General features: G+C 48.6%; 7 protein-coding genes. 4 read left to right on the forward strand and 3 right to left on the reverse strand.

Going from position 1 to position 25,241, the window contains the following annotated elements; all coding sequences use genetic code 11:
- The 3 genes from QUB63_RS16610 to ppsA form a co-directional block, all read right to left on the reverse strand.
- A partial coding sequence (locus QUB63_RS16610; protein ID WP_332946363.1) for a DUF4347 domain-containing protein occupies positions 1-5,739 on the reverse strand: 5,739 nt, incomplete at its 3' end.
- 1,497 nt (positions 5,740-7,236) lie between these two features.
- Positions 7,237-7,557: a DUF6464 family protein gene (locus QUB63_RS16615; protein WP_332946364.1), complete on the reverse strand. Its 321-nt coding sequence runs from the start codon at positions 7,555-7,557 to the stop codon at positions 7,237-7,239.
- 234 nt (positions 7,558-7,791) lie between these two features.
- Positions 7,792-10,269, reverse strand: coding sequence for a phosphoenolpyruvate synthase (ppsA, locus tag QUB63_RS16620; RefSeq protein ID WP_332946365.1), 2,478 nt, complete (start codon positions 10,267-10,269; stop codon positions 7,792-7,794).
- 403 nt (positions 10,270-10,672) lie between these two features.
- Between ppsA and QUB63_RS16625 the strand changes: the two genes are divergently transcribed.
- The 4 genes from QUB63_RS16625 (at position 10,673) to QUB63_RS16640 (ending at position 24,878) form a co-directional block, all read left to right on the forward strand.
- A complete protein-coding gene (locus QUB63_RS16625) occupies positions 10,673-10,843 on the forward strand; it encodes a hypothetical protein (RefSeq protein WP_332946366.1) in 171 nt (56 codons plus the stop codon).
- Between the two features lie 469 nt (positions 10,844-11,312).
- The gene (locus QUB63_RS16630; protein WP_442921801.1) at positions 11,313-17,774 is read left to right on the forward strand and encodes a PAS domain S-box protein; all 6,462 of its coding nucleotides are present in this window, start codon (positions 11,313-11,315) and stop codon (positions 17,772-17,774) included.
- Positions 17,775-18,131: 357 nt separating this feature from the next.
- Positions 18,132-19,352, forward strand: a complete 1,221-nt coding sequence (locus tag QUB63_RS16635) for a hybrid sensor histidine kinase/response regulator (RefSeq protein WP_332946368.1) — start codon at positions 18,132-18,134, stop codon at positions 19,350-19,352.
- Positions 19,353-19,859: 507 nt separating this feature from the next.
- The gene (locus QUB63_RS16640) at positions 19,860-24,878 is read left to right on the forward strand and encodes a PAS domain S-box protein (RefSeq protein WP_332946369.1); all 5,019 of its coding nucleotides are present in this window, start codon (positions 19,860-19,862) and stop codon (positions 24,876-24,878) included.
- The last annotated feature ends 363 nt before the right edge of the window (positions 24,879-25,241 follow it).

Raw genomic sequence — 25,241 nt, forward strand, 5'->3', positions numbered from 1 at the left:
TAAGGGGTCGCAACCGCAGCCGGTATCCGGTTCGGGCACTCGGTCGAAAATAGCCGTCGGTGTCGGCGCGGGTGTTGCCGTCGGTACCGGCCCGGTTTCTGGTGTGGGCGTCGGTACCGGCCCGGTTTCTGGTGTGGGCGTCGGTACCGGCCCGGTTTCTGGTGTCGGTACCGGCGCGGGTGTGGGAGTTGGCGCGGGTATCGGCGTGGGAGTTGGCGCGGGTATCGGCGCGGGTATCGGCGTGGGAGTTGGCGTTGGCGTTGGCGTTGGCGCGGGCGTTGCCGAGGGCAAAATTGAGATCGTGGCAGCAGCGGGACTGTCGAGGCCGCGGCTGTCTGTGACGCCGTAGGTAAAGGTGGTACCGGTGAAGTTGCCGGATGCCTGGAAGAACAACTGGTTAATCAAAGCGGGCGTCAAGCGCTGGCCGATCGTAATTGGAACTGGGCCGCTGGCCGGATCGCCCAAGAACAGACTGCCTTGAGCTGTTGGTGGCAGGGTTTCGATGTCGAAGGAGGCGATCGTATCAGCCGGATCTGGGTCTCGGCCGGCTAGTCCGGGCACGGTAATCGTGCTGCCGGGGGCCGCCGAGGTATTGGCATTCAAGGGTACCGGCGGTTGGTTAAATTCGATCGGAATTGCGGAGATAGTAGCAACGGCCGGACTGGTAGCGCCGGCGTTGTCGGTAGCGCTGTAGGTGAAGTTTGCCCCCGTGAAACCGCTGCCCGACTGGAAGAACAACTGAGTAATTTGAGCGGGCGTCAGGACTTGACCGGCCGTTACCGGGACTGGGCCGTTGGCCGGGTCGCCCAAAAACAGCACGCCTTGATTTGTTGGCGGCAAAGTCTCGATTTTGAAGGAAACCACAGTGCCATCGGGGTCTGTTCCTCCCAATCCGGGGAGGTTGACAGCGGTACCCGGCAGCAAGCTGACGTTGACGTTGTTCGCGATCGGGGGTTGGTCAGCCCCAGGCGGGAACAGGGCAGCAGTAGCGGGGGCCGGACTGGGCAACCCGGTGTCGTCTGTAGCGCTGTAGGTAAAGCTGGCCCCTGTGAACGTGCCTGTTGCTTGGAAGAATAGTTGGCTGATTTGCGCTGGGGTGAGGACTTGACCGGGTGTAACTGCCACTCCGCCGGCGGCTGGGTCGCCCAAAAACAGGATGCCTTGGTTTGGGGTGGGCAGAGTGTTGATGGTGTAAGAGGCGATCGGGCTATCCGGGTCTTTTGCCGTCAGCCCTGCGAGGTTGATGGTGCCGTTCACCGCCACAGGGGAGTTGGTATTGACAGGTACCGGCGGTTCGTTGAACTGCGGGGGAATTAGGGAAACTGTAGCTGCAAGACTGCGCTCTCCCCGATCGTCCGTGCTGCTGTAGGTAAAGTTTGCCTTTGTAAAAGTGCCTGTGGACTTGAAGAACAACTGGCTCAATTGAGCGGGCGTCAGGACTTGACCGGCTGTAACTGCTACTCCACCGTTAGCCGGATCGCCCAAGAACAGTACGCCTTGATTAGCAGCAGGCAGGGTGTCGATCGTGAAGGAAACCACTGTGCCGTCTGGGTCGGTTCCTCCCAAGTTCGCGATCCTGACAGCGCTGTTGGACGCCAGAGTGGCGTTATCGTTATTTGCGGTAGGGGGGATGTTGGGGCCCGGCGTCGCGCTGACGGTGGTGATCACCGTGGCTCTGGGCTCGGAACCGTCGTTGTTGCCCGGGGTGGGGTCGGGGGTTGTGGAGGTGCTGCGAGCCGTGTTTCTGACGCTAGTCAGGGTGGCTGGGGGGATAAAGCCGATCGTCCGAGTGACTGTATTGCCATTGGCGATCGCAATACCGGGGAAGCTGACAATCCCTGTGGTTGGGTTGTAGGTGCCGCCGTCGGATGCGGTGACTCCCGTCAAGCCGGGAATGATGCTGTCAGTGATGGTGACACCTTCGGCTCCACTCGGGCCGTTGTTGACTGTCGTAATTGTGTAGCTGACGGAGGCCCCGGGCGTCGCACCCGTGGGCCCACTTTTGCTGGTAACAAGATCGGCAACAGCACCGATCGAAGTGCGGACAGTGGAATTAGGGTTTGTGCCGTCGTTGTTGCCCGGGGTGGGGTCGGCTGTTGTGGAGGTGCTGCGAGCCGTGTTGCTGACGCTAGTCAGGGTGGCTGGGGGCACAAAGCCGATCGTCCGATTGACTGTAGTGCCATTGGCGATCGCAATACCGGGGAAGCTGACAATCCCCGTGGTTGGGTTGTAAGTACCGCCGTCGGATGCGGTGACTGCAGTTAAACCCGGAACGATGCTGTCAGTAATCGTGACGCCTGTTGCAGGACTCGGGCCGTTGTTGGCTGTGGTAATTGTGTAGCTGACTGTCGCACCGGCAGTAGTAACGGTGGGCCCGCTTTTGGTAGTAACAACATCGGCAACAGCACCGATCGAAGTGCGGACAGTGGAATTAGGGTTTGTGCCGTCGTTGTTGCCCGGGGTGGGGTCGGCTGTTGTGGAGGTGCTGCGAGCCGTGTTGCTGACGCTAGTCAGGGTGGCTGGGGGCACAAAGCCGATCGTCCGATTGACTGTAGTGCCATTGGCGATCGCAATACCGGGGAAGCTGACAATCCCCGTGGTTGGGTTGTAAGTACCGCCGTCGGATGCGGTGACTGCAGTTAAACCCGGAACGATGCTGTCAGTAATCGTGACGCCTGTTGCAGGACTCGGGCCGTTGTTGGCTGTGGTAATTGTGTAGCTGACTGTCGCACCGGCAGTAGTAACGGTGGGCCCGCTTTTGGTAGTAACAACATCGGCAACAGCACCGATCGAAGTGCGGACAGTGGAATTAGGGTTTGTGCCGTCGTTGTTGCCCGGGGTGGGGTCGAGTGTGGCCGAGGTGCTGCGAGCCGTGTTGCTGACTGTAGTCAGGGTGGCTGGGGGCACAAAGCCGATCGTCCGATTGACTGTAGTGCCATTGGCGATCGCAATACCGGGGAAACTGACAATCCCCGTGGTTGGGTTGTAAGTACCGCCGTCGGATGCGGTGACTCCAGTTAAACCCGGAACGATGCTGTCAGTGATGGTGACGCCTTCGGCAGGACTCGGGCCGTTGTTGGCTGTGGCGATCGTGTAGCTGACTGTCGCCCCAGGAGTAGTAACGGTGGGCCCGCTTTTGGTAGTAACAACATCGGCAACAGCACCGATCGAAGTGCGGACAGTGGAATTCGTGGGAGTGCCGTCTTTATTGGTGGCGCTGCCGTCGTTGTTGGTTAGAAATGGGTCGGGAGTCGTCGAGCTGCTGCGAGCCGTGTTCCTGATTGAGCTAAGGGTGGCTGGAGCAACGAAACTGATGGTGCGGAAAACTGTACTGACGGCTAGGGATGGCAGCACCGGGAAGGTGACAATGCCCGAAACCGGATCGTAAATGCCGCCGTCCGATGCGCTGACTCCAGTTAAACCGGGAACGATGCTGTCAGTGATAGTCGCGTTGAGGGCGGGGTCTGGCCCGACGTTGGCTGTGGTCAGGGTATAGGTAATCCTTGACCCGGCTACCGAAGTGACGGGGCCGCTTTTGGTAGTAACGAGGTCGGCAACAGTAGCGGTGAGAGTAGTCTGCTGTTGGCCTAGGGGCGCTGAACCGTCGTTGTTGCTGAGGTCGGGGTCGAAAGTCGCGGAACTGCTGGATGCCGTGTTGGTTAAAGTCCTACCGATGGCTAAAGAACCAGGTAAACCAACTGTCAGGGTGTAGGTGACTGTCTCGCCGGGATTGAGAACGGGAATTTTCGGCCAGGTGACGTTCCGCGTCGTGCTTGAGTAAATGCCGCCGTTGGAGGAAGTAACACTGGGATTTGCTGGGTAAGGCGGCAGTAATTCGTCTGGTATTTGGTCTTGAACGAAAACTTGTTGAGCCGGTTGCGGCCCCCGATTGGTGGTAGTGATGGTGTAGGTGATGCTGCCGTTCGGCTTGACGAATGCCGGGCCGCTTTTGATGGTAACAACGTCAGCTAGACTGGTGGGATTCGGATTGACTGTCTCGATTTTGAGGTTGCGAATTTCGTGGAAGTTGGTTGCAACTCCCGTCGAACTGGCAAAACCAAATTTGAAAGTAGGCGGTATCGCTGCGTTTCCGTTTGCAGTTACTAGATTGGGGATGTCGATCAGAGTTTCGCCCGCGCCGGTGAACAAGCCGTCGTTATTCAGGTCTAGGGCAATGGTGAGCTTGGGCGTTGCTGAAGTCGAGGGGTCTAGGGTAATTTGAATGCTTCTTTTGGCTGCATCGCGAGTGGTAGTGACAGTATTGTCGAAGTCAAAACCAGGATCTCTAAAGTCAATAGTTTTGGGGATGTTGTCGATGCCTATGGGAGAGATAGCGTTAGTTAAAAACGCATAACCGCCTGCTTGACTGCCTCTAAGGGTTATGGAATCAGGTCTGTAGCCACCCAGAGAGTTGGGCTGTTCGCCTGGGATGGGGGGATTTGCTGGTGGTATTTGTGCTGGTGCCGGGCCAGAACGCCCTTCCGTAGGATTGGAAAAATTCCCAAACTCGTCCAATCCAATGCCCACATAACCTCCCACCAATCCGGGTGTATTGGGGGATGCAGCAGTATTGACGTTGGCATAGCCCACAGAACCGCCAAAGCCTCCTGCTGTTGTAGGGCTAGCTGTCCCGTCAATCAGGAAGAAGCTAATACCGTCCCCAGGCTGTGGGGTGATAAAACCGTTTGGGCCAGGAGAAGTAGTGCCGTTGTAAGCAAAGAAATCGAAGGTAATTTTTAGACCCTCTGTGGAGGGTATGGGGTTGTCGTAGAGGACAAAGGCTGGGAGTGCCACACCGTTGCTCGTCAATCTCAAAGCCCCAGAGCCTGCTGCATCGCCCCCTAAACCCGGAAGTATCCCAGATGAAGTTCCTGCGGTGATACCGGGAATAGCTTGGGTACTGGCTGGAAAGGCTGGGTTGGGGTCGAATACCTTGCCGTCTTGTCCTCGGTAGAGCCAAGGCCCCCTGACTGTGGGATCTCTAAAAGTTTCGTTGACTAAGGTACCGAGGACTCCGCTGTATGCCTCCAGCACCTCTTGCTCGATCGCAATCCTCGCCCCTATTTCTCCTGTCGCAAATTCTAATTCCCAATTACCACCTAGTGCCGCACTCCCCGTCAAGCCTGTGGAAGCTGCAATATCCGCCCCCGTAATTTCACTGAGTCTGTGCGCGAAAGCCGCACCGCTTTCCCCCGCTGCTGTACGGCAAGCAAATAACAAGATGTTCCCTCTCTCGCTGAGGGCGTTTCCCCACTGCTGCAACAAATGGCTGTAGCTTTCTAAGTTGTCGCAGCAGAGTTCTGCTGACCCCAGTTGCACTCTGGCTTCTCGACCGTGAGAAACTATTTGAAGGCTGTCTAAATCGCTGCAATTAGCCAGAATTCTAGTAATTCGATCGACTCCATCCCGCGTCGAGTCCAGTACAAATACCTCTGTACCGGCTGTTGCTCCTCTTGCCAAGCTGTCGCTGTTCTCTACTCTGGCATCGATGAACAGTACATTTTTTACAGTCCGGGCACCCACCGACTCGGTTGCTCGCAAAAATTCTCTGTGCGGGTGTTCGATTCCCGCGTTGCCACCGGATTTTTGAGACAGGAAACACTCCTCTGATTTTACTTGTTTTATTCTTTGTTTTTCGTGAGGATTAGTTGCTGTTGTTCGGGATTTTTTGCCCGGAATGCTTGTGGTGTCACCTGCTTTTTGGGTTGGCAAAATTGGTTTGCAGCCAATGATTTTCATGGTAAAATGACCTCGCTGATTGTATATAACATACCCATTTCGAGATGATAATTATCACCTCTTGAAAAGGGTTTAATTGCAGAGTTAGAGGCTGTGTTGTTTGACTGCTAGAAATAGCAAAAGGCTGGTTTTGCTCAGCATAAAATTGTGCTATCTTGCTATTTGATAGCATTGGAAATACAGCAGATTTCATCTCGGTCGAGTACGCCTCGGAAACCGGGAAGGGCGCGCACGGGGCTTCGACGTGAGACGAGCGCGAGCGTCGAGTCGCGCCCGGCCGAACGGCACCGCTGTCCGAGCGAAACCAGTTTTTTGTATTTCATTGACCAGCAAAAGTGCTGTATCGCCTGCGCGATCGCACTCGGCGGGGCAGTTTAAATCGCAATAATCTATCTATCGGGTGATATTTTGCCTTCTGTTTTCTGGGAGCGAGTGTATCTTTGACAGGCAGATATCTTACATCCCGCAGCAGACAATAACAGGGATTCTCAAAAATTTACTTGATGAGGTTTTCTGTAGATCGTCTAATACACTTTATTAGCCGAAAACTTTTACCGTTTCTGGATGCAGACACCGGGTTTGATAAACTAAAAAACACAGGTTGCAGCCGTCGCTCTCGGTAAAAAACCGAGTTTGTGAGAGTTCCAAGCGCGCCAGCCCTGTTCGCAATAGAAACCAGATATTAATTAGACAGGCGATGGCTAGGGAGTGCTGGTCGTAACATAATTAGGTCAACAGCGCCCAATACGTGTCAGTCAATTTTAGATTTTAGATTTTAGATTTTAGATTTTAAATTTACTCCACAGATGAATCTGGGAGATTGAACTTTAGTCTAAAGTCTAAAATTTTGGGCTCTCCACGACGATTGTCGGGGGCTTGTCTGCGTTTTTTGGCGGTGTCATTCAATTGAAATCGGCATACCCTGTATCGACGAGGCGTCTTAAAAATTTATGACTTGCAGTCTAGTGACAACAATCCAGTTTGAGACTGCGTTCATCTGCGATCGCAAAAAACAGCATATTGTCGCCCACAAGCAACTTCTCAAACTTTCAACTTAGAGTCTTCGAGCGGATTTCTGTTTAAGGCAAATGCTCGAGACAATTGTTCGTGCAGAATTTTTCATCATGTTTTGGAGAAATCGACTTGCAGATTTGCCCGTCAGCTACTTGCGATTTTTATTCGCTAATGTTTTTAACAGCAGGAGTTACGCCCAGGAGACTAGAAACCCAATTTATTCCTAGATTTCTCGCCGCCCAACGAAGATTTACGATCTAAACCTGGTTTCTGAGCGCAAGTCCTCAACTAGAAAAACACCGATCGCCATCCGCTACTTATGGCAACTTTAACCCAGCAATACAGCTCGATTAGGTTTTAATGGCTTAGTTTGGCCGCGGCTCGTCCAGAAAAAGCTCCCACAACAATCCTTACACGTAAGTACATATTAACTCATCGATTAGTACATCAGCAGATATGCGTAGATACAAGCCCCAATACAACCTATATCTTTTCACCGCGAACGTCAAGAGTTCTGGTTTGGTAGTACCGACAATTTTGACAGGGCCCCTCTGGATTGACCGCGCAGCGGATGTAATTAGAGCGAGCGTTATACTCGCAAGTGATATCGCCGATCGGATAACCGAGGCCTTCTATGTAGGTGCGATCGCCCGTTGCTAGTTGAGTTCGCAGGGGTCTATTTGCTACTGCAAGCTGTGCCGCTGCAATTCTGTCGCGGGCTTGTCTCTCGGCAGAGCGCATCACCCACAAAGACACCAGCGACGGAGCTAAACCTATCAAAATAATCAGGAGAGCTGTAAACACATTTTCAAAGCTTTTGTGAATAATCTTTTTTTTTATTTACACGATCGCCAACATTAAATCATCAGGCAACAGACGGTTTTCTATCAGGAAAGTTCCCCGTCAAATCTCAAACTATGTCGCCCGTGCGTTAACCGTTTGCCGATGAGGGCTGTTGTGCATAGGTTCTCCGCATCGGAATGCAAGTTTTTTTTAAATCGCAGGACTCGCATTCCGATGCGGAGAACGGGAGAGGGGTTACACTTTAGCAACCTGGGCCGCTAAATCCATCACCGCACCGGAAACCTCTACCTTAGCAACATCAAGCAAAGTCTTCAAAACAGAATCGGGATTCAAACTAATCGAATCAATTCCCAACTCAACCAAGAAGCGAGCAAACTCAGGATAATCGCTGGGCGCTTGACCGCAAATCCCAATCTTGCGATCGTACTTCTTGGCGGCTTTAATGGCAATTTCCACCATCCGCTTCACAGCCTCGTTCCGTTCGTCAAAGATGTGGGCGACCAAAGCAGAATCCCGGTCTAATCCTAATGTTAGCTGAGTTAAGTCGTTAGAGCCGATCGAGAATCCGTCAAAAACTTGGGCAAATTCGTCAGCAAATATCACATTGCTGGGCAATTCGCACATCACATAAACTTGCAAACCATTTTCGCCCTTAACTAAACCGTGTTTTGCCATCTCGGCCAACACTTTGCGCCCTTCCTCCGGCGTGCGACAAAACGGAATCATCGGAATCACATTTGTCAAGCCCATGGAGTCGCGCACTCGCTTCAATGCAAGGCATTCCAAAGCGTAAGCTTCGCGGTAATTCGGGTCGTAATAGCGAGAGGCGCCGCGCCACCCGAGCATCGGGTTTTCTTCCTTGGGTTCAAACTGCCGCCCTCCCAAAAGATTAGCATATTCGTTACTTTTGAAATCGCTCATCCGCACGATGACTGGATTGGGATAAAATGCGGCGGCGATGGTGGCAATTCCCGAGGCGAGTTTGTCGGTAAAGAAATCGGGTTTGTGCGTGTAAGATGCTGTGAGTTTGGCAATTTTACGCTTGACGGATTCGTCTGTCAATTCGTCAAAGTGAATCAGTGCTAGGGGGTGCGCTTTGATGTGGTTGGCGATGATGAATTCCAGCCGCGCTAACCCTACGCCGTCGCAAGGAATTGCTGACAAACCAAAAGCTTCTTCTGGGTTGCCGACGTTCATTAAAATTTGAGTGCGGGTGCGGGGCAAATTGTCGATCGCAATTTCTTGAATTTCAAAAGGAACTAAACCGGAATAAACTTTGCCTTCGTCTCCTTCAGAACAAGAAACAGTGATTTCTTGATTGTTGTGCAAGACTTTGGTAGCGTCGCCGGTGCCGACTATTGCGGGGATTCCCATTTCCCGGGCAATGATCGCGGCGTGGCAAGTGCGGCCGCCGGAGTTGGTGACGATCGCGCTCGCTTTTTTCATGATCGGTTCCCAATCCGGGTCAGTTTTGTTGGTGACAAGAACTTCTCCTGCTTCAAATTCGGCGATTTTGTGAGAGTCTAAAATTATGTGGGCTTTGCCTTGTCCGATCGCTTCGCCAACGGCGCGCCCTGTTGCCAAAACTGCGCTGGAACCCTGCAATTTGTAGTTCCGCAAAACTGTAGCGGATTTTTGTGATTGTACTGTTTCCGGCCGCGCTTGGACGACGTAAAGTTCGCCGGTATTGCCGTCTTTTGCCCACTCGATGTCCATCGGCGTGTAGGTGCCGCGCACTTGGGAGTAGTGTTCTTCTATCAGTACGGCCCAACGTGCTAGTTGCAGGATTTCTTCATCGTTAAGGGCGTATTTGCCGCGTTCTCTTGGCGCTACTGATACGTTTTTGGTGTATTTGGAACCGCCGAGATCGTACACCATTTTGATGTCTTTGGTGCCGAGGCGTTTGTCGAGAATTGGGCGGAAACCTTGTTTTAATGTGGGTTTGAAAACCAAGTATTCGTCTGGATTTACCGCTCCTTGAACGATGTTTTCGCCTAATCCGTAGGCGGCGGTGATCAAGGCGGCATTTTTGAAACCGGTTTCGGTGTCGATGCTGAACATGACGCCGGAGGATGCTAAGTCCGATCGCACCATTTTCTGCACGCCGACGGATAAGGCGACTTCAAAGTGGTCGAAACCGCGCAGTTGGCGGTAAGAAATCGCTCTGTCGGTGAAGGTGGAGGCGAAGCATTTGTGGCAGCATTGGAGTACGCCGGTGCAGCCGTGAACGTTGAGGTAGGTTTCTTGCTGTCCGGCGAAACTGGCATCTGGTAAGTCTTCGGCGGTGGCGGAGGAACGCACTGCTACGTCGGTGCTGTGACCTTCGCGAGCGCACAGTCGATCGTAAGCATCTGCGATCGCCGCTTGCAGTTCTCGCGGAAACGGTGTATCCAGAATCAATGCCCGCGCTTGCTTGCCTTTTTGCCGCAGGTTCTGGACATCTTCTACGTCTAAATCGGCAAAAATTTCGCGCAATTTTGCTTCTAAACCCCCCGACTCGATGAAGTAGCGGTAAGCGCGTGCTGTAGTTGCAAATCCGTTGGGGACGCTGACTCCTTTGGGGGTTAACTGTTGGATCATTTCTCCTAAAGAAGCATTTTTCCCGCCTACTAATGGGATGTCGGCGATGCCGACTTCATCAAACCACAATACTAAGGCTTTTTCTTTGGGAATTAAAACTTGTTTTTGTTGACTTGCTAATTTTTCGAGCATGGCTTTTTTCCTCTCAACTTCAGCTCAGTTCGGTCAGTCGATTTGAGATTTTGGATTTGGGATTGAAGAATTGACTCCACCACAGATGAATCCGGGAGCTTGAACAGGAGTCTAAAATTTTGGGCTGCTCGCGACTTCTGTCTTCAAGCTGTGTATCGGTTTTGGGCGGCGATTAAAGGACAGCCAACAAAGGACAGTCTATTTTTGAATGTCGTTTTGTTGCGCAAATTATCGGATTTTTCCCGAGGCTCTATCCAGCCGACTTTTTGATTGCCTCTATTTCAATCTTACAACTTTTTTCCTAAATGGCAAGACCCCTAGGGAAGATTTATTTAATTGCAAATAGTAAAGAAATGGTAGTGGGGAGTTTCTGTAAGCTATCATAAAAAAGACGAGTGAAAATGTGCAGGTCAAAGATAGTTCCTACCGATTTTTGGGTCGAGGGCGCGTATTTGTGGGGGATAGCGCTCGGATTGTGTTGAAGCGTGTAAAGGGCAACCTGCGCGGCGGTTTCGATCGCGCGATCGGGTGTAAGATGGCGATCGCCCAAAAAACACAACACCCAGCCGCTTAGTTTTCTCAAGAAACCGAGCTTCTAAAAACCTTCATTCAATTGACAGTTGACAGTTGACAGTTGACAGTTGAGAGCGACCTCTACTTGGAAGGAAAAGGATTGGAGTATAGTCTTCTTTTACTTTCTCAAGGGATCTCGGGGCTCCGGCTTTAAACCAATTCTTTCTAGTAGAATATTTCAGTGTTACAGCATTTACATCATATATTTTAATGTCGTATTCCCTACTCATCAAATCCTCTCCCCCTTTCCCCGAAGCCCGATAGAACCCTCGAAGATAACAAACAATTTCTTTCTGCTCAGCAGCTTACATCAGATTGGGTTTATCTACTGAGAGCAAAAACACAGTCGATGTAGAACATTGTAGTTTTTGAACTCAAACAATTTTATTTTTTGCCAGTTTTTTTGGGCATTCAATTATTTATATGCTATAATAGTTAGCTCGACTGCCTTATGACGATTAACAAGGTATATGATATCAGTTTTGAGCCCAACCGCAAAGCGAAACGGCTTTAAAGTTCTCCTGGTCGAAGACAATCAAGCCGAAGCCGATCTGATCGAAGAATTGTTATTAGAAACAAATGTCAGCAGAGCCGAGTCCCAAAGGCTGTCAGTAAGCCGTACAGAGCGTCTGGGCACAGCGCAGCAACTTTTGGTGGGCGAACATTTTGATGTGATTTTACTAGACCTTTCGCTGCCAGACAGCCAAGACTTAAGTACAATTGTCAAAATACAAGAATACAGCCTCAATACTCCGATCGTCGTCCTGACAGCCCGCAACGATGAACAACTCGCCGTGCAGTCAATCCAAGCCGGAGCTCAGGATTATCTAGTCAAGCGAAAAATTGACAGCGAAGTGTTAATGCGATCGCTCCGCTACGCAGTCGAGCGGCAGCACAACCAAGAAGCTTTGCAAAAAAGCGAAGAAAAATATCGCTCGGTAGTCGAGAATTCCCTCGTCGGAATTGCGATTATTGCTCCTCCAAATTCCCCCTCAGAACCCGCAAAATGCGAGTGGTTGGAAGTTAACGATGCTTTGTGCGATTTGCTCGGATACGACCGCCAAGAACTTTTGCACGGAAATTGGGATCAGTGGGGTTTTCCAGAAGACTGGCCCGCCAGTTTAGAGCAGTTAAATAAAATTTTGGCTGGGGAGAGCGAAGGCTATGTTTTAGACAAAAGGTGGCGCAGAAAAGACGGACAAATAGTTTATACTCGGGTTTCCCTGCGCTGCATTCGCGGCCGGGACGGCTCGATCGACCGGATGATTAAAGTAATTTTGGACGTGAGCGACCGCTACCGCTACGAAGCCGAACTAAAAGCATCAGAAGAGTTTTTAAATCACACGATTAATGCTACTCCCGACCCAATTTTTGTCAAGGACGATCGGCACAGGTGGGTTGTATTAAACGACGCTTTTTGCGAATTGATGGGAAAAGGGCGATCGGAACTGATAGGGAAGTCGGGATATGAGTTTTTACCCCCTGCACAAGCCGATTTTTTTGCGCAACAAGACGAGCAAATATTGCAAACAAGCATTCCCGAGCAAACGGAAGAAACTTTTACAGGGGGCGCAGGTAAAAAACGCATTATATCTACTAAAAAAACAGTTTTTAACAAACCCGACGGCACTAAAATGTTGGTGGGAATAATGCGAGATGTGACCGAGTATAAGCGCCAGCAAATAGCATTGCAGGAAAGCGAAGCTCGATTTCAAATAATCACCGCTAACGTGCCGGGAATGATTTATCAATATCGGCTCTCTGTTGATGGCAAAACATCTTTTCCTTACGTTTCTTCGGGCAGTTGGCAGCTCTACAATTTAAGACCAGAAGAAATAGAAGAAAATGCCGGCTTGGCTTTTGCAACAGTTCACCCAGATGACATCTCAGACTTGCAGCGATCGATCGCAACTTCAGCGGCGACTCAGCAAGCTTGGCAACACCAGTGGCGGCAAGTTGTGGGAGAGCAAGTGAAATGGCTCTCTGGCGCGTCGAGACCGGAAAAACAAGCCAACGGCGATATAGTTTGGGACGGTTTGGTGATGGATGTCACCGAATTAAAACAAACCCAACAAGAGCGCGATCGATTTTTTAATATCTCGCTGGATTTACTTTGCATTGCAGGTTTTGACGGCTATTTCAAACGCTTAAATCCCGCTTGGTCTACTGTATTAGGTTACAGCCGAGCCGAACTTATAGCCCAACCTTTTCTAGAATTATTGCATCCAGAAGACCGAGCAACAACTCTAGCTGAATTAGAAAAAATAAAAAAAGGCAACCCCGTTATTAACTTAGAAAACCGCTATCTTTGCCGAGATGGTACTTATAAATGGCTGTCGTGGACGGCATCGCCGTTTGCAGAAGAAAGTTTAATTTATGCAGTTGCCCGAGATATTACATTGAGCAAGCAAGCTGAAGCTGAATTGCGCAAAAGCGAAGCCACTAATCGCGCTCTTTTAAACGCCATACCCGACATGATATTTCGCTGTCGCGCCGACGGCACTTTTGTAGATTTCAAACCCGCAAAAGACCTCCAAACGCTTGTACCGGAAAACATATTTATTGGCAAAAAAGCACAAGACATATTGCCGGCTGCTTTTGCTGAAAAAATCGTGTCCGGCAATCAACAAGCGATCGAGACCGGCGAGATTCAAGTTGTAGAATATCAACTGCAAATTAAGGATGCACTGTGCGATTTTGAAGCGAGAATAGTCTTCTGCACGGATGACGAAATTATTGCGATCGTCCGCGACATCACCAGCCGCAAACGTTTTGAGTCAAAACTCCAGCGACAAGCAGCAGCAATGGCAGCGGCTTCCGAAGGCATCGCTATTGTCAATGCCAGCGGAGAGCTGATTTATGCCAACGCAGCTAAACTCAAAATGTACGGTTACAATGCCCTCGAAGAAATGTTGGGCAAAAGTTGGAAAATCTTTTATGAAGGTGCAGAATTCGCAAGGTTCGAGCGGGAAATTATGCCGGCTTTAGCGCGCCAAGGTTATTGCAGCACTGAAGCCGTAGGCTGCCGCCGCGACGGCTCTCAATTCCCTCAAGAAGTCTCGCTGACAGTTTTGCCCGACGGCGAATTAATTTGCATTGTTCGCGATATTGCTGCGAAAAAGAAAGCAGAAGCAGACTTGCAAGATAGCAAGCGGTTCGGCGATCGCATTGCTGAGGCAAGTCCTAATATTTTGTATGTTTACGACTTGATAGAACAAAAGAATGTCTATGCGAATGCTTCTATATCCCAGATTCTCGGCTATACAGTAGATGAGATTCAGGCAATGGGGCCGTTGATGTCAACTTTAATGCACCCGGAAGATGCCATCAAAATGCCTGAATATTTACAGCAAGTCGCAACGGGGAGAGAAGGGGATATCTTTGAAATTGAATACCGCGTCAGGCACAAGGATGGTTCTTGGCGCTGGATTGTCAGCCGAGATACTGTATTTGCTCTAACAGCAGACGGCGAGTTAAAACAAATTCTCGGCACGGGAACTGATATTACAGAAAGCAAGCAAGCCGAAGATGAAATTAAGCTGTTGCTGGCAGCAACTCAAGCAATTAGTCAGTCGGTAGATTTTCACAGCGCTCTCCCTGATATCCTGCGGTTGCTGTGCACTGCGATCGGCTGGGATTTTGCGGAAGCTTGGATACCCGCAGCTAACGATAATGTTTTGGAACACAGCGAAACTTGGTACGCTAGCGATCGCGATTTAGATAGGTTTGGCGGCGAAACTAAGAAAATTAGATTCGCCCCCGGAGTGGGAGTGCCGGGACGGATTTGGTCAACCCGAAAGGTAGAATGGATTGAAGATGTTTCTGATGTCAAAAATTCTGTTTTTGCCCGAGCGCAAATGGCGGCAGCAGTCGGATTGAAAGCTTGTTTCGGAGTGCCGATTCGCGCTAAGAAAGAGGTGCTGGCAGTTTTAGTATTCTGCAAGCGCGAACGCTCGATTATGGAACCGCGTATAGTAGAGTTGGTCAAGGCGGTAGCGACTCAGTTGGGTTCTCACATTCAGCGCAAACAAGCCGAAGAAGAATTGCGCAAAAGCGAAGAACGCTGGCAGTTAGTTCTCAAAGGCAATCAAGACGGAATTTGGGATCTGAATCTTCAAACAAATGAAGCTTTTAGATCTGCCCGCTGGCAAGAAATTATGGGTTACGCAGACGGCGAAATTGACAGCAGCAACAGCGCATGGATCGATCGCATTCATCCAGACGATCGCGATCGGGTGCAAGCAGCGATCCAAGATTATCTCGATCGCCAAACCCCCAATTACGCCGCCGAATACCGCTTGCAGTGCAAAGACGGCAGCTACAAGTGGGTGCTCGCCCGCGCTCAAGCAGTCTGGGACGAAGCCGGAAACCCCTTGCGGATGGTGGGCTCGATGACGGATATCAGCGATCGCAAAGCAGCAGAATTAGCTTTGCTGCAGGTCACTCAAGCCGTCGAAAGTACCAGCGACGCGATCGCGATCGCCGACTTGAAAGGGCGGTCTATTTACCACAATCAAGCCTTTATTCAGCGTTACGGCTACACAGTAGAAGAACTCAACGAGCTAGGCGATCGCGCCGCGCTTTACGTCCGGCCTAAAAGTTACAAGAAAATCTATAAAAACATTCGCAAAGGTCGCTCTTGGTGCGGCGAAGTTGCCCTCCGAACTAAGAGCGATGAAGCTGTTACCGCTTTGGTGCGAGCCGACAGCATTAAAGATATAAGTGGCAATTCAATCGGCTTAATTGCCGTGATTACCGACATCACAAGACGCAAAGAATCTGAAGCACTTTTGCGCCAGCAATTAAAGCGCGAACAGTTGGCAGTAGCCATGCTGGAACGCATTCGCTCTTCTCTCAATTTAGAAGAAATTCTCACCAAAGCAGTCGAAGAAGTGCGGCATTTTTTGCAAGTAGACCGCACTGTTATTTACCAATTCAAGCCGGATTGGAGCGGGTTTATCGCTGTCGAGTCGGTTGACGAAAATTGCCTATCAATTATAGGAACGGAAATTTACGACCCCTGTTTTGGAGAAACCTACGTTACTCTTTACCAAGACGGCAGAATTAGAGCCACAGATGATGTTTACAATGCCGGCATCGCCGACTGCCACTTGAATTTGTTGACTCAGTTCGAGGTGAGAGCGAATCTGGTAGTGCCGATTTTGCAAGGCGAAAACTTGTGGGGGCTGTTAATTGCCCACCACTGCACGGGCCCGCGTCCCTGGCAGAAATTGGAGGCAGAGTGCCTGAAACAATTGGGGGTGCAGTTGGCGATCGCGATCCAGCAATCGACGCTGTTTGAACAAGCACAAACCGAAATTGCCGATCGAAAACTTGCAGAAGCCGCCCTGCAATTAGCCGCATTAGCCGCCGAATCCGCCAACCGCGCTAAAAGCGACTTTCTCGCCAACATGAGCCACGAATTGCGGACGCCTTTGAACGGGATTTTAGGATACATTCAACTGCTCAAACCGGATAAGAATTTAACTGCGGAGCAGCAGGAAAGTCTCAACAACGTTCACCAGTGCGGCAACCACCTGCTGACGCTGATTAATGACGTTTTAGACCTCTCGAAAATAGAAGCTAGAAAAATGGAACTGTCTCCGGCAAACCTGCATTTTCCCAGCTTTGTTAAAAGTATTGTCGATTTGTTCCAGATGCGAGCGGATCAAAAAGGAATTGCTTTTAATTACCAGCAGGTGTCGGCGCTGCCAGATTGGGTTTTTGCTGACGAAATAAGGTTGCGCCAAGTTTTGATTAATTTGCTCAGCAATGCGGTTAAGTTTACCCAGAGCGGTGGCGTGACATTCAAAGTCGGTTATGCAGAAAAATTAGCCGAAAATTCGACTTTGACAGCAGAAGTTGCTACTCAAACAATCAATTTGACTGCGAATGCAGACGATCCGAAAAAGTCTAGATCGCCCCAAACCACAGAAGCGCCCGAGGCGATAACAGCAACAAAAGTCGAGATCGCCCCAACCGCTAAAATTCGCTTTCAAATCGAAGATACCGGCATTGGCATTTCTCAGAATAAATTAGAAGAAATATTTTTGCCTTTTCATCAAGTGGGCGATCGTAACAATTTTGTCGAAGGTACCGGACTAGGACTTTCCATCAGCCAAAAATTAGTCAAAATAATGGGCAGCCAAATTCACGTCCAAAGTACCCCCGGCAAAGGCAGCATATTTTGGTTGGATATAGACTTGCCGGCAGTCGCCGAGTGTTCTGAAATCCCCTCCACGCAAGAAAAACGCCGGCTTGTCGGTTTTAGCGGCAGCCAGCGGAAAGTGCTGATCGTCGACGATCACGAAGTAAATCGCGCCATGATGCACAGGCTGCTTTCTCGTTTGGGCTTTGAAATTGCACAAGCCACAGACGGCGAAGACTGTTTGCACAAAGCACAGGCATTTCTACCGGATCTAATTTTAATGGACTTGCTGATGCCCGTAATGGACGGTTGGGAAGCTACCAGGCGACTGCGACAGTTGCCAGAATTAAAAGATGCGGTTATCCTTGCTTTGTCCGCTAGCGTTTACGAGACTACCAGGCAAAAAAGCATACTTGCAGGTTGCGATAATTTTCTCACCAAACCGATTCAAACTAACGACCTTTTGGAATTATTGCGCCTGCATTTGAGACTAGAATGGATTTACGAAGATGGATCGGAAACCAAAAAACGGAAAGTTCAAACTCCCAAAGCATCATCTGAGATTGCTGTTGCTGACAGGGCGATGGTGTCTCCTGCCTCAGAGTCAGTCATGACCTTGTTAAGATTGGCTGCAATGGGCGATATAGAAGCTATTCTGGAGGAAACTGCTAAACTCGAACATTCTGACCCGAAATTAGTGCCTTTCGTTCATCACGTGCGCCAACTTGCTAAAGGATTTCAGCTCAAGCAAATTCGAGATTTTTTGAAGCAACATTTGCCCTAAAATTGACGGTAGCTAACCGATAAATTAAAATCAGTTAAATCTCACGCCCCGATCATCATTGTCAATAACGCAATACGCTTGGATTAAATCCGATCCCCCCTAGCCCCCCTCCCGGGGGGGACAGGATTCTTCTCTTTCGTCAACCCCTACTCCCCTACAACCAGGGGAGTAGGGGTCGAGTAGGGGGTATGCTGCAAGGGATCTCCGGAAAATAAACACTGTTAACCCAACAGTATTGCCCTAAAAGAGGTTATTGCAAATAGAAGCATCTACGGAGCAACCTGTTTCTAGAGCCGCAGAAAATTCCTTGAATCTGATGTAAAGTCACGACCCACAACTCACAAGTAAACACTTTGAATGTCTCCCTTGAATATGAACGATAAGAATTCCGAAAGAAGCATCATACTAATTGTCGATGACAACCAAACCAATCTTGACGTACTTTTCGAGCTGTTAAGGAATTACGGCTTTAAAGTATTAGTGGCTCTAGACGGCGAAAGTGCGATCGAGCAAATTGAATACATCCATCCAGACTTGATTCTTTTGGATATCATGATGCCAGGAATTGACGGTTTTGAAACTTGCCTGCGTTTAAAAGCAGACCAGTCAACGCGAGACATTCCCATCATATTCATGAGCGCCCTTTCCGAGACGCTTGATAAAGTAAAAGGCTTTCAGACAGGAGCCGTTGACTACATCACTAAGCCCTTCCAGCACGAAGAAGTGTTGAGCCGCATTGAAACTCACCTGACAATCCGCAACTTGCAAAAAAAACTCGAAGAAAAAAACCTCGAACTAGCCCACCTCAACCAAAATCTGGAAAAACTTGTCGAACAAAAAACCAAGCAATTGATCGACCAGGAAAAAACAGCCATCATCGGACGTTTGACCCAGGGAATGGTGCACAACCTCAAAAGTCCGCTGCAAGTGATCCAGACAAGCGTCGATTTGATTGAAACAAAAGCCACAAAAATTCAAGAAGACTCTTTTTTAAATTATACTAAGTATATTTTTCAAGCTGTCACAAAAATCAATCAGATCATGGATACTCTGATGATGAAAAGCAGAAAAGAACAAAACCAAGATTTGCATCCTGTGAATATCAACGATTTAGTACAGCGAGAAATTCAGCTATTGGAAGGCAATCTGTATTTTAAGAATAAGATTAGAAAAAAATACTTTTATGACGAACAAATTGAAAGTATTCCCTTAATTTATTCCTATATTTCCCAAGTATTTTATAATTTAATCAATAATGCAATGGATGCGATGTGGGAAAGAAAAAGCAGGGAACTCACTATCGTGACTCGCCAAGACGACTCGAACATATACATGGATATTGCAGATACGGGATGCGGCATAGCACCTGAAGATTTGTCAAAAGTTTTTGACCCTTTTTACACGTCAAAGCCGCCTAAAGGCGAGGAAAAAAGCGAAGGCGAACCAACAGGAACTGGTCTCGGACTTTATACTTGTATTGAACTTTTAAAACCTTTTAACGGCGAGATTGCTATTAGCAGTAATGTCGGCCAAGGCAGCGTGTTTACAGTTGTTCTACCCAAACAGCAGAAAAATTGATCGACTCAACAGAGTAAAATCCTGTCCGATTAAACAACCATAATTAAGTTCATAATTAGGTTCGCAGCATCGGAATGCAAGTCCTTTCTTTGAGATAAAGAAGGACTTGCATTCCGATGCTGCGAACAAAAGCTAATTGTCAGTAATTCAACGGATACAATCTCCTAGGGCGTTCCGTAAATTCACTGTAGTTTCCCTAGGTTCGCAGTCAGGAATCAAAGTCTTTCTGGAGCCGCGCTCTTTTGCCTTGCCCCTTGCTATTTCCCTGCCAAAGGTTGTAAATTTAAAATAGAGGGGAGTTGCAATATCGGAAAGAGTATGATAATTTTGGGCCACTAGGTTTGGGGCGAGGCGGACAACTTGCAGCGAACAACTCAATTCTACAAATAAATCTGGGCGGTCTGCAAGCACCCAGCGCACCCTAAAGCCTGCGGTTCAAGTTCCCAAAAAATGAGCTAGGTAGCTGCATCCGCTGCTGCGATTTTTTCTTTAGTAAAAAATAGCCAAATGAAATCTGTTTTTGAATCAACTTTAACGCCTGCTTGCTTGAAAGTTCTTTTAGTAGAAGACTGTGCAGAAGATGTAGAACTTATTCAAGAACTGCTGTCTGAGTGCCGACTGGGACAATTAATTGAGACGACCAATGTGGTTCGCCTCCGGGAAGCTAGAGAAATTTTAAGCCGCGAGATTTTTGATGTAATTTTATTAGACCTTTCACTTCCTGACAGTCAAAAATTCAATCCTCTTTTCCGGCTGCAAGATTTCGGGATAAATATTCCGATCGTCATTCTGACAGCCGCCGATGACGAAGAACTGGCCGTCGAGTTAATTGCTGCCGGCGCCCAAGATTATCTGGTGAAAAGCCAAGTAGACAGCCGGCTGCTGGTGCGGACGCTCAAGTGCGCGATCGCCCGCCAGAAACGGCAAGCTGAATGGCAAAAAAGTCAAGAAAAATACCCGCAGGTTGTTGACAATATCAAAGAAGTAGTTTTTGAAACAAATATTGCGGGCAATTGGACTTTTCTCAATCCGGCTTGGACGGAAATTACCGGATTTACGGTGGATGAAAGCTTAGGAACTTCCTGTTTGAGTTACATTCATTCTGACGACCAATACCAATATTTAAATTTGTTTAGACGCCAGAGCGAAAATCAAGAAATATCCTGCTGCTATCAACTTCGATATCTTACCAAAAATGGGGAATTTCGCTGGGTGGAAGTGCAGGCAGGTTTGATTTTTGGCTGGGACGGGGCGGCTGCCGGGACGACAGGAACTATCAACGATATTACGGATAAAATTTTTGCCCGAAAGGAACTGGAAGCTAGTAAAAATTTTTTAAATTATACAATCGATGCAGTTGCCGACCCAATTTTTGTTAAGGACGAACAGCACCGCTGGATACTGTTAAATGATGCTTTTTGCAAGCTGATCGGCAAGCAGCGCGAGGAACTGGTAGGTAAATCGGATTACGATTTTTTCCCAAAAGAAGAAGCTGATTTCTTTTGGGAGAAAGACGAACAAGTGTTTAGAACCGGGGAAGAAAACGACAGCGAGGAAATATTTACGGATGGCAGCGGTGCTAAGCACATTCTGTCTACAAAAAAAACCGTATTTGAAAATACCGACGGCAGTAAAATACTCGTCGGAATAATTCGAGAGGTCACTGAGGATAAGCGGAAACAATTAGCACTGCAAGAAACCCAAGCTAGACTCCAGCAAATTGCTGCCAATTTGCCCGGAGTAATTTATCAATTTCGCCTCTCAAGCGACGGGAAAATATCTTTTCCTTACATTTCTTCTGGCAGCCGCGATTTATATGAATTGGAACCCGAAGATATTCAGGAGAATCCGGAACTTGTCTTCAGTTGTACTCATCAAGACGACATCCAAAAAGTTCGCGAATCTATTGCTATTTCTGCTGCAAATATGCAGCCGTGGCAGCAGGAGTGGCGCGCGATTTTGCCGTCGGGAAAACTTAAGTGGATGCGAGGGGTTTCGAGGCCGGAACGAGTTAATTTTACGACGGTGATAGGGCAGGAAGGGGATATTGTTTGGGAAGGGATGATACTGGATATTACTGATTTAAAACAGACGGAAGCGGCTTTGCGGGAGAGCGAAGCAAGATTTCGATCGCTAATTGAGAATATCCCCGGCGCTATCTGCCGCAGCTTGTACGATGCTGATTGGACGATGGTGTTTGTTAGCGATGAAATTGAGGCAATTAGCGGCTATCCGGCTGGGGATTTTATTCACAACAACGGCTTGAGTTTTGGTAGCATCATTCATGGGGCAGACAGGGAAATGGTCGATCGACTCCGCAGAGCAGCGGTAGAGTCGAAACAGCCGTACCATGTAGAATACCGGATTGTTCGCGCTGACGGCGCCCTGCGGTGGATGTCGGAAAGAGGCAGGCCGACTTACAATCCAGAAGGGTTGGTTTTGTGGCTCGACGGAGCGATTTTTGATATTACCCCTCGCAAAGGCGCCGAACTGACTCTGTGCTTGGTAACTCAAGCTGTAGACAGCGCTAGCGATGCGATCGCGATCGCAGATTTGGACGGCTGTTCAATTTATCACAATCAAGCATTTATTCAGCGCTACGGCTATACAGTTGAGGAACTAAATAATGCCGGCGGCCCAGCAGTAATGTACGCCAAATCTCAAGAATTGAGAAAGTTATTTAAGGTGCTGCGGAAAGGTTTGTCCTGGAGCAGTGAAATTGAACTCAAGGCTAAAACAGGCGAAATTATAGAAACTCAATTGCGAGCAGACTGCATTAAAGATAGCGCCAGTCAACCAATAGGAATGATGGCGATTATTGCCGACCTCACAGAACTCAAACGCGCCGAATCGGCATTAAAGCTCAGTCAAGAGCGATTGCAGTTGGCGGTTTCCGGCAGCTCTTTGGGGCTGTGGGATTGGAATATAGCTACTGGCGAAACTTATTTCGACTCGCATTGGAAATCAATGCTCGGTTACGCAGAAAATGAAATTGAAAACAACTTCCAAGCTTGGGAAAATTTGCTGCATCCCGAAGACAGAATGAAGGCAATAGAATCGTTAAATTTATATTTTGAAGGTGGCATCGAACTATATGAATTTGAATTTCGGCTGCTCAATAAAGCGGGCAATTGGCAGTGGATTCTGGGGATGGGCAAGGTAGTCGAGTACGACGAATGGGGTGCGCCGTTGCGGATGACAGGCACTCACAAAGATATCAGCGCCCGCGTTGAGGCCGAAGCCGAAAAAACGCAGTTTATCGCATCTCTACAAGAACTTGCCGAGCAATTGCAATATGCACAAGAAATTGCCCGAATGGGAACTTGGGAATTCGATATAGAGACCGATATTGTTAATTGGTCTGCCGAAGTGTTTCGAGTTTACTGTAGAGAATTTAATTGGCAGCCGACAATGACAGAAATTTTAGAGCAAATTCATCCCGATGACAAGGAAAGCGTTACAGAAGCTTTGCAAAAGGCGGTGAATGAAGGGATAGCTTTCGACATCGACCACCGCATATGTTTTCCATCAGCAGAAATCCGGCACGTTAATTGTAAAGGAAAGGCTGTTAAAAATGACTTGGGTCAGGTGGTGCGGCTGTTTGGCACGGAAATGGATATTACCCACCGCAAAAAAACAGAAATTGCTTTGCAAGAAAGCGAACAGCGATTTCGAGCTGTATTTGAACAAGCGGCGCTCGGCATTGTTAAAGTGTGGCCGGACGGTCAATTTTTGAAGGCAAATCAACGCTTTTGCAATATGGTCGGATACTCTGAATTGGAACTGAAAGCGCGAAATGTTTGGGAGATTTCTCACCCGGAAGATGTAGAAGCAGATGTCGAGTCGGGCAAAAAACTGTTAGCTGGGGAAATTTTGAATTATTCACTTGAGAAACGCTTTGTGCGCCAAGACGGTTCATTTGTTTGGACTAACGTGAGTGTATCTTTAGTCCGGGATGGATTTGGGGAACCGAGTTACGGAATTGCTGTGATTGAAGATATTAGCGATCGCAAACTTGCCGAGGCGATCTTGCGGCAGCAATTAAAGCGAGAACGCTTGGTGGTAGGGATGCTGGAACGCATTCGCTCTTCTCTCAATTTAGAAGAAATCTTGACAAAAGCTGTTGCTGAAGTACGGCATTTTTTGCAAACAGACCGGACAATTATTTATCGGTTTAATTCCGATTGGAGCGGTTTTGCAACTGTCGAGTCGGTGGGCGAGAATTGGCTGTCGGTTCTGGGAATAAGTATTAACGATTCTTGCTTTAAAGACAGCTATGCTTTTGCTTACCAACAAGGTCGCACTGTAGCTGTGGATGATATTTATCAAGCCGGTCTTTCCCAGTGCCACATTAATTTGTTAAGTCAATTTCAGGTGCGAGCTAATTTGGTAGTGCCGATTTTGCAAGGCGAGAAGTTGTGGGGGCTATTGATTGCTCACGAGTGCGCGGGCCGCCGCCCCTGGCTGGAAATTGAGGTGGAGTGTCTCAAACAAATTAGCGTGCAGTTGGCGATCGCGATCCAGCAATCGACGCTGTTCGAGCAAGCACAAACTGAAATTGCCGATCGCAAACAAGCCGAGTCAGCTTTGCAGGAATCGGAAGCGCGAGAACGTTCAAAAGCGCTAGAGTTGGAAGCAGCTATTAACAAACTCAGAACCACTCAAGCTCAGCTCGTTCAAAATGAAAAAATGGTGAGTTTGGGTCAGTTAGTTGCTGGTGTCGCTCACGAAATTAATAACCCCGTCAGCTTTATTCACGGCAATCTCAGTCCGGCTCGCGGTTACAGTTTAGATTTGCTGGAATTGATTAAAGTTTATCAGGATTACTGTCCTAATCCTCCGGCTGAAGTTTTGGATAAAATTGATGCAATAGACTTGGATTATATTGCTGAAGATTTCCCGAAATTGTTTAGTTCGATGCAAGTAGGAACCGAGCGAATTGTCGAGATTGTCAAATCCTTGCGCAACTTTTCCCGCTTGGACGAGTCGGCTGGGAAGTCGGTCAACATTCACGAGGGAATTGACAGCACTTTGATGATTTTGCAAAATCGCTTGAAATCTCACAGCAGCCGTCCGGCGATTCGGGTAGTTAAAGATTACCAGTTATTGCGGCGAGTTGAATGTTTTCCGGGCGAGTTGAATCAGGTATTTATGAATATTTTGATTAATGCGCTCGATGCTTTGGAAGAACGGGACAAAGAGCGATCGATCGAGGAGTGCGATCGGCATCCCAGTACGATCGCTATTCGCACTTATCAGGCTGCTGCGGGCTTCGTAGCGGTATCTATTGCGGACAACGGGCGGGGGATACCGGAGTCGGTGCGATCGAGGCTGTTTGACCCGTTTTTCACGACTAAGCCTGTGGGCAAGGGCACGGGTTTGGGACTGTCGATTTCTCACTCGATTGTAGTCGATCGGCACGGCGGCCGATTGAGCTGTATTTCGACACTGTCCGAGGGAGCGGAGTTTTTAATTGAAATTCCAGTGCGATCGAATTTAACTGGTACGAGTTCAAATAACAGTTGACAGTTGACCTGGGACAGTTGACCTGGGACAGTTGACAGCTTTCCAGGTTGACAGTTGACAGTTGACAAAAGAAGGAAGAGGATTCGAGTAATTAATAGTCTTCTTTTGACAGTTGACCTGGGACAGTTGACCTGGGACAGCTTTCCAGGTTGACAGTTGACAGTTGACAAAAGAAGGAAGAGGATTCGAGTAATTAATAGTCTTCTTTTAATATCATTTCCGGTTGCATCGGAATAATATATTTGGATGATATCAGTGCGAGCGTCTCGCTCGCGGCATAGATCGCGAGCGAGACGCTCGCACTCTCATAATTCCGATGCTGCCGGATTTGATATAATTTGTCCCTAAAAGGGAGAGGCTTTA

The organism is Microcoleus sp. ARI1-B5, assembly GCF_036705795.1.
Lineage (GTDB): Bacteria > Cyanobacteriota > Cyanobacteriia > Cyanobacteriales > Microcoleaceae > Microcoleus.

Bases quoted from the DNA above. Each gene is read 5' to 3' on its own strand.
- QUB63_RS16630 (WP_442921801.1), top strand. From the start codon at position 11,313: ATGATATCAGTTTTGAGCCCAACCGCAAAGCGAAACGGCTTTAAAGTT.
- ppsA (WP_332946365.1), bottom strand. From the start codon at position 10,269: ATGCTCGAAAAATTAGCAAGTCAACAAAAACAAGTTTTAATTCCCAAA.
- QUB63_RS16640 (WP_332946369.1), top strand. From the start codon at position 19,860: ATGAAATCTGTTTTTGAATCAACTTTAACGCCTGCTTGCTTGAAAGTT.
- QUB63_RS16635 (WP_332946368.1), top strand. From the start codon at position 18,132: ATGTCTCCCTTGAATATGAACGATAAGAATTCCGAAAGAAGCATCATA.